The sequence below is a fragment of the Sphingomonas natans genome (assembly GCF_030546695.1).
GTDB classification, from domain to species: domain Bacteria; phylum Pseudomonadota; class Alphaproteobacteria; order Sphingomonadales; family Sphingomonadaceae; genus Sphingomonas_I; species Sphingomonas_I natans.
The window spans coordinates 370,102-384,231 of the sequence record NZ_JAUOTP010000003.1; the positions used below are offsets into that span (position 1 = coordinate 370,102).

The window sequence follows — 14,130 nt, forward strand, 5'->3', positions numbered from 1 at the left end:
GCGAGCACGAGAAGCGGCCGGCAAATGAGGCCGAGCAGCGCACCGCCCAGAACCAGACCACCCAGCATCAGGCCGCGCCTCCCTTGGCGAACCAGGCGAGCACCGGCGCCGCGCGATACCCATCGATGACGGCACCGTCGTTGGCGCGCACGATCACCGGCGTTCCGTCGAAGCCGTTCTTCCGCGCGAACGCCTCGTTCGCATCGAGACCGCTGGTGTTGCACTTGGGCGACCTCTTCGGTGCCTCGCCATTATAGGCGGCGTGCAGCGCAGCCACGGGATCCTTGGCGCAGTAAACCGCCTCGGAGATGGCGCGCGAATTGAGGATCGAGATCGGCCGCTCCTCGATCGACATGCCCAGCTTCTGCAGCTCGCCGGACATCGCCTTGCAGTAGCCACAGTGAAAGTCGGTGAAGACGACGAGCTTGGGACCGCCAGGCTTACCCCAGCGGATTGCACCCGCCGCAGGCAGCTCGCCGAGATCTACATTGTGCCGCCGTTCGGGCGCTGTGGGCGGATGCTCCAGACCGTCGTCCTCGGCGTCGGCGTGCGCGGATCCGCGCACGAGCGCGTCCGGCGAGAGCTCAAGCAGGCGAGCGGCGGTCAGATCCTGCTGGGTCTTCATGTCGTAGACCCGCCCGATCACAAGATAGCGCGCGCTTGCGTCGGTATAGAACACGTTGGCGCCGGCCGTGACCTCGCAAATACCGGCGAGTTTGTCGCAATCGACCCGCGAGATCTTCGTCTTGGGCAGGCGCGCCGCGATCGCCCGGCTAACCGCGGCGGTGTCGAGCTGGCCGGTCCGCGCGCCGGCGTCGGCGCCTGCGTAAAGCAGAGCGGCGCCTACCACGCCGGCCACGCCAAGGCCGAGCTTGCCCATATGATCGCGGGCAAGGCGAGTGATCCGGCCGTTCATCGCGGCGTCCGGACATAGGCGCCGTCGAGAAAGACGATCTCGACGTTCACGCCGGTCGGCATCTCAATAATGGGCTGATACTGCTCGGCGCGTTCGATGAGATATTTCGAGACCATGTCGCCTGCCTCGGCAACGCCGTTGCCGAGCCCGCCCTTGACGATCTCTCCGGCACCGAGCTCTTCGCGCTTGCCATTGGTCGAGACCTGCACCCCCGTCAGCGCAGCGTTGGTATTGGCGGCAAAGCCGCGGCCAAAGCCTCCTGCTATGCCCGCCAAGAGAGCCTGTCCGACCAAGGAGCCCTCGCGACTGACAACGCGTCCGCGAACCCCGGCCTTGCCCGCGAAGCTGATGAACCCTTTGACTTCCGAGACGGCCACGCGCCCGCCAGGCTGATCGCAGGTCATCTTCGCAAGCTTCACGTAAACTTTCTCGGCCGAGAGATCGCCGCGCGCAGCCCCGTTGATCACGCAGCCCTCTATCCGGGTGGTGAGCACCCGCCCCGACTGCACGACGGAGCGCGCCGGCCCGGTGATGCGCAGCACCACCGGGAGCGGATCGGTTTGGCTGTTGACCCCGGCGCTCGCATCCACGCCGACAATGACCTTCGCTGGCGCGTAGCTATTGGGCGGCAGATATTCGGGACTGTCCTCGACCACGACGGGTGACGTTTCCGGATGCGCGGAGCCCGAACCGCCGCCGCTGCCCGCGACCGCCTTTTCGAAGCTGATCACTTTGACTTCGGCGGGTGTCAGGGCTTGCGCCATTCCTTGCGGACCGAACGACGCGGTCTGCATGTCATAGCCGCCCGCCTGTCCGTAGGTCGGTCCGCTCGCGCGGAATGGATCAGCCGAGGGAGCGGCTGCGGAGCCGCTGGCAGAGTTGCCCGACCGCAGGCTCTGATTCTCGGTTTCGTAAGCGGCGATCACCTTCTGACCGTTGTTGCGGATGTCGAGGTTTTGCGCCTTGAGCTGCTCGATCTGATCCTGAAGTTGGGCGACGCGGCCGGATTCGCCTTCGAGCTGCTTTATCCGGCCATCCTGCATGTTGAGCCGGGTCGACGACTGGGCCATCCAGGTCTTGTTGTCCTCGACCTTGTTGACCATCGCGTCAGTCGAGATCGGCACCTCCTGCCGGCCGTCGACGTTGGGGTCGAGACCCTTCTTCTTGTTGTCGCCACCAGTGACGAACATCGTCGCCGCGAGCAGCATCACGCCGGCGCCGGCCGCCAGAAGGACCTGCTGACGACGCTTGGTTTTCTCGTTTACGCCGTCGAGCGGGTTGCCTCTCGCTCCAGGGGCGCGGGCACCATCGGCGGAACGATCGCCGGGACCGCTGACGCCCGGCCGCCGGCGTGCACCAAAGCCTGGGCGGGCCCTTGCCGAAGTCGGGGGTATTGCGGTGTCCTCGAAGCGGTCGCCGCCGGCGGCCCCGTCAGGCGATGCGGAATGCTCCCGATCCTCAGCGGCGGCGCCGAACCGCGGCGAGTTCGCCGAGCGCTCCGGTCCACCATCCGGGACGCCGCCGTCCGGAGCGTTCTCGTCCTCGTTTTCAGGAGTATCCGACATTATTGGTCTCCCCCATTCTGGCCGACCAGGTAGGCCGCGGTTGCTTGCCCTGGCGCGAGATCCGGCTGGCCGATCGTGACCGCGAGCGTGCCCTGTGGCGCGAGGTCGCCCTCGTGCAGCACCACGGGCTTCGCGCCGCGGTTCTCGATCCGCAGGACCTTTCCTTTGAGGGAGGCGCCGCGATATTCGGCGATCAGACGTACGGAGAGGTCGCCGACCTTGGACGGTGCACTCGCAGGTTGGCGGATCTCGTAACCGTCCACAGATCCTTGGGTCGCCATAGCCTTGATGAGGCGAACGGCCGTGTCCTGGACCGGCGTCTGGTTCTCCCACTCCGCGGCCTTGGCGGTCGCCATCTGGGGATTGGTGACGAACACTTGCTGCGCTTCGACTGCGGCGATCGAACAGGCGAACTTGTACACGTATCCCTTCTTGGAGGTCGCAAAGAAGCTGATCGATCTGGGGGCGTACGTCTCGGGAATGGCCACGTAGACATCGCCACGAATGGGCTCGTTCACGACCGAAAAGTCGTTGAACTGTCCACCCGTCGAGACCTTGGTGACGGCCGCGATCTGGTCGCCGACGAGGCTGATCCGCGTCAGCTCGTTCTTGGCCACCGTACAATCAACGCGGGCGTTGTCGGCCGCAACCTTGTACTGATCGGCGAAAGCCGGGCTTGCCATCAAGAACAGGCCGGCACCGACGATCGCCAGCCCGAGCGGTCGGAAAAAGGTGTCGAAGATGCGCGAGGATCCGTACGCGACCAAGGTGGTGCCCGCACACAGCAGGCATAGCGGGGCGGACAGCATCAGAGCCTCCCCTTCGTCGGGTTAGCGGGATCGGCGATGACCGCACCGAAACCGGTCAGCGACAGCGACACGCCGGAATATTTCCAGCTGAACTGGAAGGTCTTCTTCTCGGTCGAGATCAGCTTGTCCCCGACGAAGGTGCGGACCTCTCCGCTCACCTCCGACCTCAGCTTCACGGTGTCGACCGTCATGGCCGTCATGGTGAAAGACTGGGCGATGTCGGTATTGGATTGCTCCTTCACCGTCTTCACGAGCTGCGTCTTGATGATGCCGTAGAAGCTCGGATCGACCAGCTTCAGGATGCTATCCATCCAATAATTGAGCCCGTCGGGGCTGCGGTTGAGGATCAGGTAAGCCGTGTCCCGGGTGACCGCTTCGAGATAATCCGGTGCAACCGACGAGCTGCTGATCGTCATCGGCCGGCTCAGCACGGGCTGCAGGACGACCTCGCGATCCTTGGTGGCGATGACGCCGAACAGGACGACAACGAAGACCGTCAGACCCGCGGCGAGCAGCGCCAGCAAATTGCGCTGCTTGAGAAGCGCCTGGCTGCGCCCGTGAGAAACATATGCGTCCATGGTCCCCCCTCAGCCCGCCAGCAGGCGGCAGTGCGAAGGAGGAGTCAGCTTCAGTCCGATGAATGACGCCGGCATGTACCAGTAGGTGGCATGCATCACCCACGACGATGCCCGCCCGGCTTTTGCTTTTCGAAGACCGAACCAGGCACCAACGGCGAGAAACAGGCCGATGAAGATATGCTGCGTCAGGATCCCCCAAACGAAGGGGATGAACATCCCGAGGAACTCGTCGAGCGTCCACAGCCCAATGAGCTGCGGCGCGTCCAGGTGCCTCGGAATGGTGTATCGATCAAACATCGCTGACCCCTGCCCCCGATTGCGACGCCTCAGATCGTCGCAGTGACGGTGGAAGTGACGATCGGAATACCGGTACCGGCGCCGACACCGACGCCGACCGGGATTGCGATCTGGCCCATCGAGAAGCGGCCAGACGCAAGGCCCACCACGCCGCCCGCAAGCGACAGCACGGTGATGATCTTGCCACCGGAACCCTCGAGGAAGTCGGTGAATTTGGTCAGAGCGGTATCGAACGTCGTATCGGCGCCGGCCATCGCCACTTCGGCGCCGAGAACGGCGACGATGGCTACGGGCAGTGCATAGTCGAGGGCGCGCGCGGCGCTCTCTTTGCTGAAGAGCGCCTTGCGGCGCGCCAAAAACGAAGCAGTCCTCATGATATGAGCCCTTCGAGACGAACATCAGCCGGAGTTGACTGACCCCGTCATAATCTCATCGGGCGCGATATCTTGAAAAGCCAAAAAGTTTCATAGACTAAAAATAGTCACGCTTTGCGCAGTGTCGCGCAGTATTTGCGCAGAGTGCGCAGATATTGCTTAGGCGTGCGCAATAATTGCGTGGAATTGCCCCGCGTCTACTACGCGGCCCGCGCATCGTTTGACTGAAGCTGCGCATAATCTGCGCGAGAGACTCGTGCTCCGAAGCTCTGCTAGGGTATGTGATCCGGAGGAGAGGGCGTCGGTGGCGCAAGAAACGTCAGGCAGCACGAGAGCAATAAAGTCGGTCTCGACACATCGCGTGTCCGAACAATTTATTGAGCTCGGATCGCTCGCGATCTTGCGGATGAGCCGCGAAGCCGGTGAGTTCATAAGCCTGCGAAAATGCGCCGCTCGCTGCGTAGATTTGCTAAAGGTTCCCGATAATCCCCACCTAGAACTCGTCATTCGCCGCTATAATAGCACGGATTGGCGCGGGACTCGGGCGGTGTCGGTTAGTCTTACGGAAGCGGAACAATCGGCCTTTTCTGCGGCTAGACAGGGCTTATCGGAACGCTTCGGAGGATCTTACACGACGCTCGACGCGATCGTCGTCGCCATGTTCAGCTATCTTGCACTTCTCCCTGGGTCCCGGTTATGATGACTTCGCGATATAAGATCTTATAGGGTCGAGAAGGCGGCCCCGCTGATCTCAGGGAGGGCGTCGTGCTGGCCGAATCGTCGCTGAATAGCCATTTAAAAGCCGATCTATCCAGGGTGTTGAAAACAACCCCCTATTCGCTTGAGCAAATCGCGGAGCGAACCCACCTCGATCGTTCGCTGCTAAGTCGGCTCAAAAACGGAAAGACGAAGAACGTCACGATGGACATGGCGCACCCGATCTACAAGTCGATCGGCGAGAGTGCGACTTTGGCGATGCTCCTGTTCAGCGGCGGTCGCGGCCTGAAATCCGAGGGCCAGCGAACGCTCGCGCGGATCAGCCTGCAAGCCGCGTTGAACGTCATCGAAACCATGGACGAGTTTGAGGATGGCGCAAATCCGGCGTTGCTCGCCGAGTTCGATATTGCGGTCCATCGTCTGTCGCGGCAGGTTCGACCCGGTGCGCGCCGCGGCCGGCCGACAGGCAGCGGACGTCACGCAGAAAATTGAATGTCAGACGGTAGGACGGCGGCCAAATCGCGGCGCCGCGCGTTATAGCTCATACCACAACGCAGCAGTTGGGTCGGAGCATGAACCAGTTCACGCCGCTTGAGCTCCAGAATTGGCTGGCAATTTATGCCGCCACCTTCGCGTGTTGCGTGATCGCACTCACGCTTTCGACCGCGAGCGTCGGATACGAGCTTTACCGCGAGCGGATTTGGTCGACGATCGACGTCCGATCGCCTCGCACTATGCTCCTTTTCGTTCCAAAAATCTGGTGGCGCTGGCAGCGCCGCTACTTCTTGTCGACACCCGTAACCTTGGCAATCGTGTCGTGGTTCGGCGCAACGCTCAGTTGGTCATGAAGTCGAGCAGAACTGCCATCCGATGCGCCTCGCTGCCCGGGTTGCGGTACGTTTCGCCCGGTTCCCGCCAATACGCCAGGACGTTGCGGACGTAATTCAGCGTTTCCTTGTTTTGCGGAATTCCCTTTGCTCGCAGCACGCTTCCAGGACCCGCATTATAAGCCGCAAGCGCGAGAGGAACCGCCCCGAATTGGTCTAGAAGCTGGCGCAGATATCGCGCGCCGCCATCGATGTTGGCTCGCGGGTCGAAGCGGTTGGTGACGCCGAGCCCGGAGGCTGTAAGCGGCATTAGCTGGCTTAACCCCCCTGCCCCCTTCGGGCTCACGACCATAGGATTGTAGCGCGATTCCTGAAGGACAACCGAGTCCATCAAACCGGCCGGGAGCCGGTATTTGCACTCTGCCGCGCGGACGATCGGATAGAATGTCCTGCGCGCCGTGTCAGTGGCGACCGAGATCGATGCGCGCAGCGGTGCGACAGCCATAAGCCCATCGCAGTTCGCAACCCCGATGGTCTTGGGTGCTTTCCGCCGTATGCCTGCGTCTGAGAAAGCGGCGGCCATCATCCGCAGGACGGTAGCCTCTGATGGCAGCCACGATCGAGGGCCGCCAATCGCATCGGCTTCGGTTGCCGATAGCTCCAGCGCCTCCGCGTCCGACTCGGCAGATGATGGAGGCGTCCAGACGTTCAGCTCGTAAAGGGTGAACTCCGACGCTCCCGAAATTGCCGCGCCGTTGCGCTGCGTTATCAATGCTGCCTGCGCTTTTCCATAGAACGCGACTTGGGCCTCTTGCGCACCTGCACCTTGCGCGCTCAGCGCCGCCACAAAGATCGCGATCCCCCCTGCCCTCTGCATGACTGATCCCCGAGAGGAAGAGCACGCGCGAAGCAAGCCGGTCGTAGAGGCGTAGCTAGCGCGGCGGGCTAAGTCTTGACGTAAATTGAGTATGCTTGGCAAGACCGTCGACGATATTCTAAATGCGGGCGCACCGATGCTCGTCCGCAAGCTTGCGACATACTGATAGGTATGCGCTCGCCGACGAACGCGCTCTTCGGTGCATGCGCACATTTGTACGAGCACGGTCAAGGCGCCCAACGCTGAGTGTGATAGTCGCTGGTCCTGAAGCGACATCGTCGCGAGTGGCAAATCCGGTTAGAGGGCGCGCCGATGTGGCAGAGTTACCTCCCGCAGGACCTGTCGTGCGGAGGCGCTGCGCAGATCGGATGGTGAGCATGGCCCGGAATGGGAGCGGATCCTTGCCGCTTCTAACCGAGATCGATCAGCACGGTTGAGGTCTCGCCGCGGAGATGCATCGTTTGATCAGAGAAAGGTGATGTGACCGGCGATGATTTTGGTGCCGTAGCGCGTACTGTGGTCAGCATCTCCCACTGGGAATTGTGGAGGTAGCCGGCGATGGCGACCGCGTCGCCCTTCTTGCGGGAGAGGGCGGATTTGCCCTGGCCGTTGAAGCAGGTGATCCAGTGAAGCTCCGTTGATTTGGCGGTGTAGCCGGTGTCCTCGTCGACAGAGGTCTTGCCGTCTTTGAGCTTCACCCTATCGGTTGCGACGAGGAGCTTGACCGAGGCATTGCCCGAGGGGCTGGTCGGATTCTTGACGATGCGATCTGGAATATTGACCTGGTTCATAACAATCTCCGTTGCTATCCGGCGGCCTCTCCGCCGGTGACACCGGAATAGCGGCGCGCGGCGCGGCATCGCACCGGCGCGCAAGCGGAGGGAAACCCCTGTCGGGAGCTGGCGCGGGCCGCCGCGTAGCGGCTACCCGGGCGACCAAAGGGGTTGCAATGCCGCGCCGTCTCGCCGCAGGTGGCACAGGCAGGGCGGAGAAGGCGCAGGAATCGACACGGATGGCGCGTGTTTCCAGATCGCGCGGGGTGCCCGTGGGATCATGTCCGGCCGGATGCCGCGATCCGGACTGCGACAGACGTCGGGTGGAGTGGGCGGCCCACCGTCGTCGATGCGCGCGGCCGCCTTATCCGGAGCTGCTGCGACGCGCCGTCGAAGGCAACCGCCGGGTCGGCTTCCACGTCCTTGCAAGCACACGATCGGGGGGCGCGAGGCCCGGCCAGGCGGCACAGGCGCGCGGCATCGGGAGGAACGGAGCCAGTTTTCGACCCTCAGGCCGGGGACACGATCGAACTCGCGAACATTGTCGGTCACAAGGATTGCGTCGAGGGCGAGGGCGTGCGCCGCAATCAGCATGTCGTTCGCGCCGATTGGCGCTCCCGCCCGCTCAAGCGCAGCGCGCAGCTCGCCATAGCGGCGATCGGCCTCCTCGGCGAGCGGGAGCACTGGCATGCGCTTTAAGATACCTTCAAGCTGGGCCGTCAGGCGCTCGGAGCCACGCCGCTCCGCGCCGAAGCGAAGCTCGGCCGCAACGATGATGCTCGTGACGACAGCGCCGTCCTCGGCCGCGGTGATCCGAGCGCCAATCGCGCCGCTGGGGTGGCGGACCAAATCCGACACCATATTCGTATCGAAGAGGAACATGGTCAGAAATCGACCGGTTCGGCGGCGGGGTCTTCGATCGGCCCGAGCTCATCGTCGATCGGCTCGAGAGTTGCCAAATAGGCGGCAAGCGAAAGCGCCGTGGTCGGTTCGACGATCAGGCGGTTTCCATCTTTGCGGATGATTGCGTCTTCCCCGGGCAGCTCGAACTCGCGCGGAATCCGTACTGCCTGGCTGCGACCATTCTTGAACAGTTTGACGTGGCGCTCGCCGCTCATGGTGGCTCCTCGGCCTATGCCAGTAGTATATGCCGATACCCGATGCGAGAATGATCTCCGCAGAAGGTTCATAGGCACGGGGCGATGAACTGGTCAAAAGCTCGCAATGGGGCGCTGGCGCTTGAGAGCGCGACCTGAAACTGCAGATCCTCCGCCGGATCTAACGCGCCGCCGCGCCCAATCTGGACACCTGTAGACTTCCCCGCCCTCGGACTCCGAAATTTGGTCGACAAGGTGCTGCAGCGCCGCGTCAACACGGGCGCTCTTCGACGCCTCGATCGCGGACTGTACGACAGCTAGGCATCAGCCGCCTGCCGCGCCAGTCGACCTCACCGGACCCGCGGCACGTGATCGACGCCACCGCGCGCCGCGATCAAATCCGAGTGCGCGAGGACGGAATGAGTGCCGCGAATGACCTCAGCCTCACCAATGCGGTGCTCGACTATTGTCGCACATACTGACGCGCGAGTGCGCTCGATCCATCTCGGCAACATGATCATTGCATTCAAGCCAACGGCCGCAAGCAAGCTTTCCTGGCCGGGGCGGCCGGCAATGCAGGTCGTCCAGGCGATCCATTGGCTGCGCGACACATTGATCGATCCCGATGATCCGGACGATGTCCGTCAAAAACTCGACATCCTGCATCGAGGGTCGAACGCTACCGAAGTCCGCGACAACTTGCGCGACCGGATGGCGACCCTGCCAGCGTGGATGCACGACTTTTTCAGGCCGCTCCTGTTCGCGAGGCGCTCTGCATGAACTCCGGTTACGACACGATCCTCTCGGCCGATGCCGATACCCGTTTCGACCTCTTCACGGCGACCGCGCAGAGATCGGCACCACCCCCCAGGCCTGCCTGACTACTTGAGGATAGATGTTAGCAAACACAGCGCGGTCGGAATTGGAAAATATGCATCTTTGGAGAAACCGGGTGAGAATTATTTCCCAGCGCCACCTCCAATTGGTCGACCACGTCAGTTCGCACCGCCGTAGTGGTCTGCGTCATGATGCTGGTGTTGATCGCCAGGTTCGCGTTCCGTTTCTTTTTTCCAAAGAGGCCGAACCTCATCCGAAAGATCCGACGCGGCTCCGTGAGCTGGCGGCGTCGATCGCAGCGTTGACGTGGAACGAGACCGGCACAATCGACGATCTGCAGACGCTGATGAACAGCCTTGTCGAGCTATTCAGGCAGAAATTGCAGCTAGAGGATTCCCTGGTGACCTGACTTCAAGTCGTCATCTGCCGGTTAGAACCAAACCGTTGACGACATGATTGTAGCCAACCAGAAAGAATCGGGGCTCGTGGTAATGACGCACTTAAATGCGTTTCGACTAGAAGCGGAGCGCCTCATGTTCCGCGATGATCGCGTCCAAGTTAGCAATCTTTTGCAGCCCTTCGGCGATCCGAGCGTCCCTAGAGCCCCTCCTGTGCGGATCGTCGCTGCGGCGAACGATCAGGACTCCTTCTGCAAGCAGCTTGATGCTGGTAAGGAGGGCTTGGCGCTCGTCGCGGCATCTAGCTATGAACTCCTCCTGGGGACTGCCTAACATTCGACCTCCACACGCCTCGGCGGGAAACGAAATGTTACATGCGCGAATTAAGCTGACAATAATCTGCATTAGTTTAATCGGTGAGTTTGTTGGCCTTTCGGCAGATTGTCTCACCTTGCAGTTGGGCGCCCCGCTGTGCATTTAAAAGTGAAGATCAGGGCTTCGGGCTGAAGCCTCTTTGGAGCGACGACGCGAACTTCCGTCAATAAGGCTGGTCTTCCAGCACGGAAAGTTGCCAAGCAGAGACATACCGATGCTGAAGATGGTCGCTCATGCCCGCTCTAGGGGCCGCTTGGCCTGCTCCCGTTCTCGGGTGTATCGTCCCTACAGCACATTTGATTTGTCCAGCAGGGCTTCGTACATGTTCTCGTTTTCAACCGCGCCGGCCGCCTTATTCGTCGCGCGTCAGGCAGACTTGACCTCCCTCTTTATGATCTCTGGGTCGGGAAGTTCTTTGAGGACAATCTATAGAGATCAGCAGCACTGTGGAAGAATGGTTTGATCGGTATCGTCGACTCATCAGCGCGGAGATAGTAAAGTGCGAGTGCCGCACGCGGCTCATTGCGCGTGACAGCGTGCTCATCATCCGCTTCAGGAAAGGGAAGCGGTCTCATCGTCTCGGAGACGAGCTTAGATTAAAAAGTTTCGTATAGTGCAAAGCAACCGATCAGAAAGACGTCCTGCTAGAACACCGGTCCGACCCCGTTCGGCCACGACCGGCGCTGTCGACGAAGGCGTCGCGAATGTACAGAAGCGCGACGAAGGCAACGGCTGCCGCATCGAACACGCGCTGCCGTATTCATTTATCACCGACCATTGGGCCCGAATACGGATGCTCTGATGCCCGCTGCTCGGCATCTCCGGAGGGTTTGCCCGAAGGAACTGGTAGCGAGCATAGCGATTAACTCTGACGCTGGTAGTCGCACCGCATCGAGCACATCGGTTCGCGTATATATATATATATATATATGCGTTCGTCTCATAGCCGAATGGATCGCCTTAGCAGTCGCCGGGTTTCCGCGGGTAGCTGATCTTCACAGCCCGCGCTTGCGCCGTCCTTTGGGGCTATAACGCTTGAGGAGCTATGCTTGTACTCATCCCCTACAATAGGATCACTCCGTAATCTCGCGAAATTGCGCCTCGCCCGCGGTGGAGACTCTGTCCCATTCTGGGTCCACGGGTGTGCCCGGCTCGTAGCTGTGGCTCCAATTCCACCATTTGTAACGAGGGCTCTGGGGATAGCCTTCAGGCGAGTCCTCGCCCTGCTCCTGCCGTCCGAGCGCCGTCATATCGAGATAGGCCCATACGGTGCCGAGGGTCTCGTCGCCGCGAGCGTTGATGAAGTAGCTTCGATAGATGGCGTCGTACTGGCGAATAAACGCGTTGTGGCCATGCCACTCATCGACGCCAAAATCCTTGTCAAATCCGTCGGTGATCGTGAACCAGGGGATCTGCTCCCATCCCATCCGGGTCTTCAGCCGAGCGATGTCGGGTTGCGGCGCGCGTGAGACATAGACGAGCGTCGTGTCGCGTGCGTTGAGATGGACGAGGTTCGACACCTGATCCGCTCCGAGCGAGCAGCCCATGCAGGCGTGATCCGGCCATCCATGCACGCCCGGTTCAAAGAAGGCGCGGTAGACGATGAGCTGGCGTCGCGCCAAGAATAGATCTGGAAGGTTCGCTGGGCCATCTGGACCTTCGAAGCAATACTCTTTCTCGACCTTCATCCAAGGCATGCGTCGCCGCTCAGCAGCCAACGCGTCGTGCTCGCGAAGATGCGCTTTTTCTTTGACGAGGAGGCTCTCGCGAGCGACGGTCCATTCCTCTGCTGAAACGATCGGCGGGGTCTGCATGAACATGCACTCCTCTCGTGGTCGCTGCGCCTGGTCAGCCGCACCTGCACGGCGACGAGCCGGTTCGATGTCTCCGCTACCAGCCGAGGCGACGCTTCGGCCTTAATGCTTGGCCGGTCGGCACGTTCCACCATGGTATGGCCGATGTGGCGTTGACCGTATCGGCGGCGTCGTGTCTGGTGACCTATGCTATCGCCAGTGGGCTGCGTAGGCGCCTCCGTGGACATCAGCCCGCGCGCCATCCCCTCCGACGAGCAAATCTCGATCCTCCACAAGCTTCCGTTTGGAAATTGATATCGTGCGTGTTGCTGCGGGCCTACCGCCACCTAGGTAGCGATACGCCTCGAACGATCCACAGATCGGACTGGGTGCGTCGCACCGGGATCGTCCACGTCGGTCTGGTCAACCCGCGAAAAAACGTCGCAAACCGCACGCTCGGGCCGAGCGGCGCGATCTCGTGACGAACAATCGGCACCGAAATCAGGTCGCCTGCGATCGCATCCTGTGATTGGATGATCGCTGCTCGGGCAGGATCAGTCCGCCATCGCCCGTCGCGCATTGGCAGCGATGGCGTTGGTGAAAATATCGGCGAGCTCGTCCGGCAGATCGTGGCCCATGCCGTGAACCGTCAGCAGCCACGCCTTAGGAATCTGTGCCGCAATGTCCTGACCGCCCGCCAGCTTGACCAGCGGATCGTCCGCGCCGTGGATCACGAGCGTCGGCACGTCGAGCTGTCGGAGGGCTGCCCGGTCGGCGGGATCTCCGCGCTGAACGACCTGATCATAGCCGATCGAGAGTCCTACAGTCTGCAGGCGCAGATCCTATTGATTTGACCAGAACCAAGGCACGGCTTCGTAGAGGGCTTCTCCGCCGGTGATATTTTTCGCAACAATCGTTGCGTAATCATTGGCGTTCTGGACGGACTCCACGCGGATCATGGCCCCCTCGGCGAAGCCATTGCTGTGGAGTGCGCAGTCGCCAATCGCAAAGATATCCGGCAGGCTCGTCCGACACTGGGCGTCTACTGCCACGCCGTTATCCCCTTTCGCACCCGCCGCGATGAGTGGTTCCACCGCCGGCACGATGCCAATCCCGACGATCACCATTTGGCAGGTGAGCAATTCGCCGTCATGCAGTCGGACACCTAATATCCGGCCGTCCGCCCCTTCAATGCATTCGACTCTCGCGCAAAGCCGCACGTCGACACCGTGGTTGCGATGCTCCGCCTCATAGAACCGCGACAATTCTTCGCCCGCTACGCGCGCAAGAATGCGATCCAGCGCCTCCAATAGCATAACCTGCTTGCCGAACTTGGCGAGTACCGCCGCCGCCTCCAACCCGATATAGCCGCCGCCAATAACGACAGCGTGTGTCATGCCGTCGAGCTCGTCCAACATGCGGTCTGCATCCGCACGGGTACGAACAGTATGAACACCGACCAGATCGAGACCCGAGCAGACCAACTTTCTCGGGGCTCCCCCAGCCGCCCAAATCAGCCGTCCATATCCGATCGTGCCGCCATCGTCCGTCTTTACTTGATGTGCGACCGAATCGACGGAATAAACACGACGGCTGAGAAGCATTACAATGCTGCGCTCATCCCAGAATGCGGGCTTGCGGATGAGAATTCGCTCGAACGTTTTATCCCCGGCAAGATATTATTTCGACAGTGGCGGCCGTTCGTACGGCAGCTCGGGCTCTTCGCCGTTTATTGCTATTGTGCCCCCAAACTTGTTGTGGCGCAGCGCGATCGCCACCTGCGCACCCCCGTAGCCGGCACCGACGATTACGACGTCATAGAACGCGAGGGAGTTTTCCATAGGCTTGTATTTGCCCCGGCTCGCGGTATCGCGTCCACTGAAAAGGCGAAATTCTG

The 14,130-nt window shown here is 61.4% G+C and carries 15 protein-coding genes and 1 pseudogene; 4 read left to right on the forward strand and 12 right to left on the reverse strand.

Annotated elements, in window-relative coordinates:
- Nucleotides 1–67: 67 nt before the first annotated feature.
- Genes Q4F19_RS08510 through Q4F19_RS08535 form a run of 6 tightly spaced genes read right to left on the reverse strand, consistent with a single transcriptional unit; the run spans nucleotide 68 to nucleotide 4,461 of the window.
- The gene (locus Q4F19_RS08510; protein ID WP_303541559.1) at nucleotides 68–916 is read right to left on the reverse strand and encodes a DsbC family protein; all 849 of its coding nucleotides are present in this window, start codon (nucleotides 914–916) and stop codon (nucleotides 68–70) included.
- The gene (locus tag Q4F19_RS08515; protein ID WP_303541561.1) at nucleotides 913–2,481 is read right to left on the reverse strand and encodes a TraB/TrbI/VirB10 family type IV secretion system protein; all 1,569 of its coding nucleotides are present in this window, start codon (nucleotides 2,479–2,481) and stop codon (nucleotides 913–915) included. The genes Q4F19_RS08510 and Q4F19_RS08515 overlap by 4 nt, the downstream gene beginning before the upstream one ends.
- Nucleotides 2,481–3,290 (reverse strand): type-F conjugative transfer system secretin TraK, encoded by an 810-nt coding sequence (locus Q4F19_RS08520; protein ID WP_303541563.1) that lies wholly within the window; start codon nucleotides 3,288–3,290, stop codon nucleotides 2,481–2,483. The genes Q4F19_RS08515 and Q4F19_RS08520 overlap by 1 nt, the downstream gene beginning before the upstream one ends.
- A complete protein-coding gene (locus Q4F19_RS08525) occupies nucleotides 3,290–3,868 on the reverse strand; it encodes a type IV conjugative transfer system protein TraE (RefSeq protein WP_303541565.1) in 579 nt (192 codons plus the stop codon). The genes Q4F19_RS08520 and Q4F19_RS08525 overlap by 1 nt, the downstream gene beginning before the upstream one ends.
- Before the next feature lie 9 nt (nucleotides 3,869–3,877).
- Nucleotides 3,878–4,165, reverse strand: coding sequence for a type IV conjugative transfer system protein TraL (gene traL / locus Q4F19_RS08530; RefSeq protein ID WP_303541566.1), 288 nt, complete (start codon nucleotides 4,163–4,165; stop codon nucleotides 3,878–3,880).
- A 29-nt stretch (nucleotides 4,166–4,194) separates the two neighbouring features.
- The gene (locus Q4F19_RS08535; RefSeq protein ID WP_303541964.1) at nucleotides 4,195–4,461 is read right to left on the reverse strand and encodes a hypothetical protein; all 267 of its coding nucleotides are present in this window, start codon (nucleotides 4,459–4,461) and stop codon (nucleotides 4,195–4,197) included.
- Nucleotides 4,462–5,304: 843 nt separating this feature from the next.
- Here Q4F19_RS08535 and Q4F19_RS08540 point away from each other — a divergent pair.
- Both Q4F19_RS08540 and Q4F19_RS08545 read left to right on the forward strand, forming a co-directional pair.
- Nucleotides 5,305–5,748: a hypothetical protein gene (locus tag Q4F19_RS08540; protein WP_303541567.1), complete on the forward strand. Its 444-nt coding sequence runs from the start codon at nucleotides 5,305–5,307 to the stop codon at nucleotides 5,746–5,748.
- 80 nt (nucleotides 5,749–5,828) lie between these two features.
- On the forward strand, nucleotides 5,829–6,104 hold the full coding sequence (locus Q4F19_RS08545; protein WP_303541569.1) for a hypothetical protein: 276 nt from the start codon (nucleotides 5,829–5,831) through the stop codon (nucleotides 6,102–6,104).
- Here the strand turns inward: Q4F19_RS08545 and Q4F19_RS21400 are convergent.
- The 4 genes from Q4F19_RS21400 to Q4F19_RS08565 form a co-directional block, all read right to left on the reverse strand.
- Nucleotides 6,091–6,960, reverse strand: a complete 870-nt coding sequence (locus Q4F19_RS21400; protein WP_341850172.1) for a lytic transglycosylase domain-containing protein — start codon at nucleotides 6,958–6,960, stop codon at nucleotides 6,091–6,093. The genes Q4F19_RS08545 and Q4F19_RS21400 overlap by 14 nt on opposite strands.
- Nucleotides 6,961–7,370: 410 nt before the next feature.
- Nucleotides 7,371–7,751, reverse strand: coding sequence for a single-stranded DNA-binding protein (locus tag Q4F19_RS08555; RefSeq protein WP_303541571.1), 381 nt, complete (start codon nucleotides 7,749–7,751; stop codon nucleotides 7,371–7,373).
- 132 nt (nucleotides 7,752–7,883) lie between these two features.
- Entirely contained in the window at nucleotides 7,884–8,615 is a 732-nt protein-coding gene (locus tag Q4F19_RS21405; RefSeq protein ID WP_341850173.1) for a type II toxin-antitoxin system VapC family toxin, read from the reverse strand.
- A 2-nt stretch (nucleotides 8,616–8,617) separates the two neighbouring features.
- Nucleotides 8,618–8,851, reverse strand: a complete 234-nt coding sequence (locus Q4F19_RS08565) for an antitoxin (RefSeq protein WP_303541572.1) — start codon at nucleotides 8,849–8,851, stop codon at nucleotides 8,618–8,620.
- A 492-nt stretch (nucleotides 8,852–9,343) separates the two neighbouring features.
- Between Q4F19_RS08565 and Q4F19_RS08570 the strand changes: the two genes are divergently transcribed.
- Nucleotides 9,344–9,610, forward strand: coding sequence for a hypothetical protein (locus tag Q4F19_RS08570; protein WP_303541573.1), 267 nt, complete (start codon nucleotides 9,344–9,346; stop codon nucleotides 9,608–9,610).
- 172 nt (nucleotides 9,611–9,782) lie between these two features.
- The gene (locus tag Q4F19_RS08575; RefSeq protein ID WP_303541574.1) at nucleotides 9,783–10,076 is read left to right on the forward strand and encodes a hypothetical protein; all 294 of its coding nucleotides are present in this window, start codon (nucleotides 9,783–9,785) and stop codon (nucleotides 10,074–10,076) included.
- Nucleotides 10,077–11,513: 1,437 nt separating this feature from the next.
- Here the strand turns inward: Q4F19_RS08575 and Q4F19_RS08580 are convergent.
- Together Q4F19_RS08580 and Q4F19_RS08585 are read right to left on the reverse strand one after the other, a co-directional pair.
- The gene (locus Q4F19_RS08580; RefSeq protein ID WP_303541575.1) at nucleotides 11,514–12,260 is read right to left on the reverse strand and encodes a DUF899 domain-containing protein; all 747 of its coding nucleotides are present in this window, start codon (nucleotides 12,258–12,260) and stop codon (nucleotides 11,514–11,516) included.
- 527 nt (nucleotides 12,261–12,787) lie between these two features.
- Nucleotides 12,788–14,074 (reverse strand): annotated as a pseudogene (locus Q4F19_RS08585) (FAD-dependent oxidoreductase).
- Nucleotides 14,075–14,130 lie beyond the last annotated feature (56 nt).

Coding starts and splice junctions, on each gene's coding strand:
- Q4F19_RS08510 (WP_303541559.1), bottom strand. CDS start 916: ATGAACGGCCGGATCACTCGCCTTGCCCGCGATCATATGGGCAAGCTC.
- Q4F19_RS08565 (WP_303541572.1), bottom strand. CDS start 8,851: ATGAGCGGCGAGCGCCACGTCAAACTGTTCAAGAATGGTCGCAGCCAG.
- Q4F19_RS08545 (WP_303541569.1), top strand. CDS start 5,829: ATGAACCAGTTCACGCCGCTTGAGCTCCAGAATTGGCTGGCAATTTAT.
- Q4F19_RS21405 (WP_341850173.1), bottom strand. CDS start 8,615: ATGTTCCTCTTCGATACGAATATGGTGTCGGATTTGGTCCGCCACCCC.
- traL (WP_303541566.1), bottom strand. CDS start 4,165: ATGTTTGATCGATACACCATTCCGAGGCACCTGGACGCGCCGCAGCTC.
- Q4F19_RS08525 (WP_303541565.1), bottom strand. CDS start 3,868: ATGGACGCATATGTTTCTCACGGGCGCAGCCAGGCGCTTCTCAAGCAG.
- Q4F19_RS21400 (WP_341850172.1), bottom strand. CDS start 6,960: ATGCAGAGGGCAGGGGGGATCGCGATCTTTGTGGCGGCGCTGAGCGCG.
- Q4F19_RS08515 (WP_303541561.1), bottom strand. CDS start 2,481: ATGTCGGATACTCCTGAAAACGAGGACGAGAACGCTCCGGACGGCGGC.
- Q4F19_RS08555 (WP_303541571.1), bottom strand. CDS start 7,751: ATGAACCAGGTCAATATTCCAGATCGCATCGTCAAGAATCCGACCAGC.
- Q4F19_RS08570 (WP_303541573.1), top strand. CDS start 9,344: ATGATCATTGCATTCAAGCCAACGGCCGCAAGCAAGCTTTCCTGGCCG.
- Q4F19_RS08520 (WP_303541563.1), bottom strand. CDS start 3,290: ATGCTGTCCGCCCCGCTATGCCTGCTGTGTGCGGGCACCACCTTGGTC.
- Q4F19_RS08580 (WP_303541575.1), bottom strand. CDS start 12,260: ATGTTCATGCAGACCCCGCCGATCGTTTCAGCAGAGGAATGGACCGTC.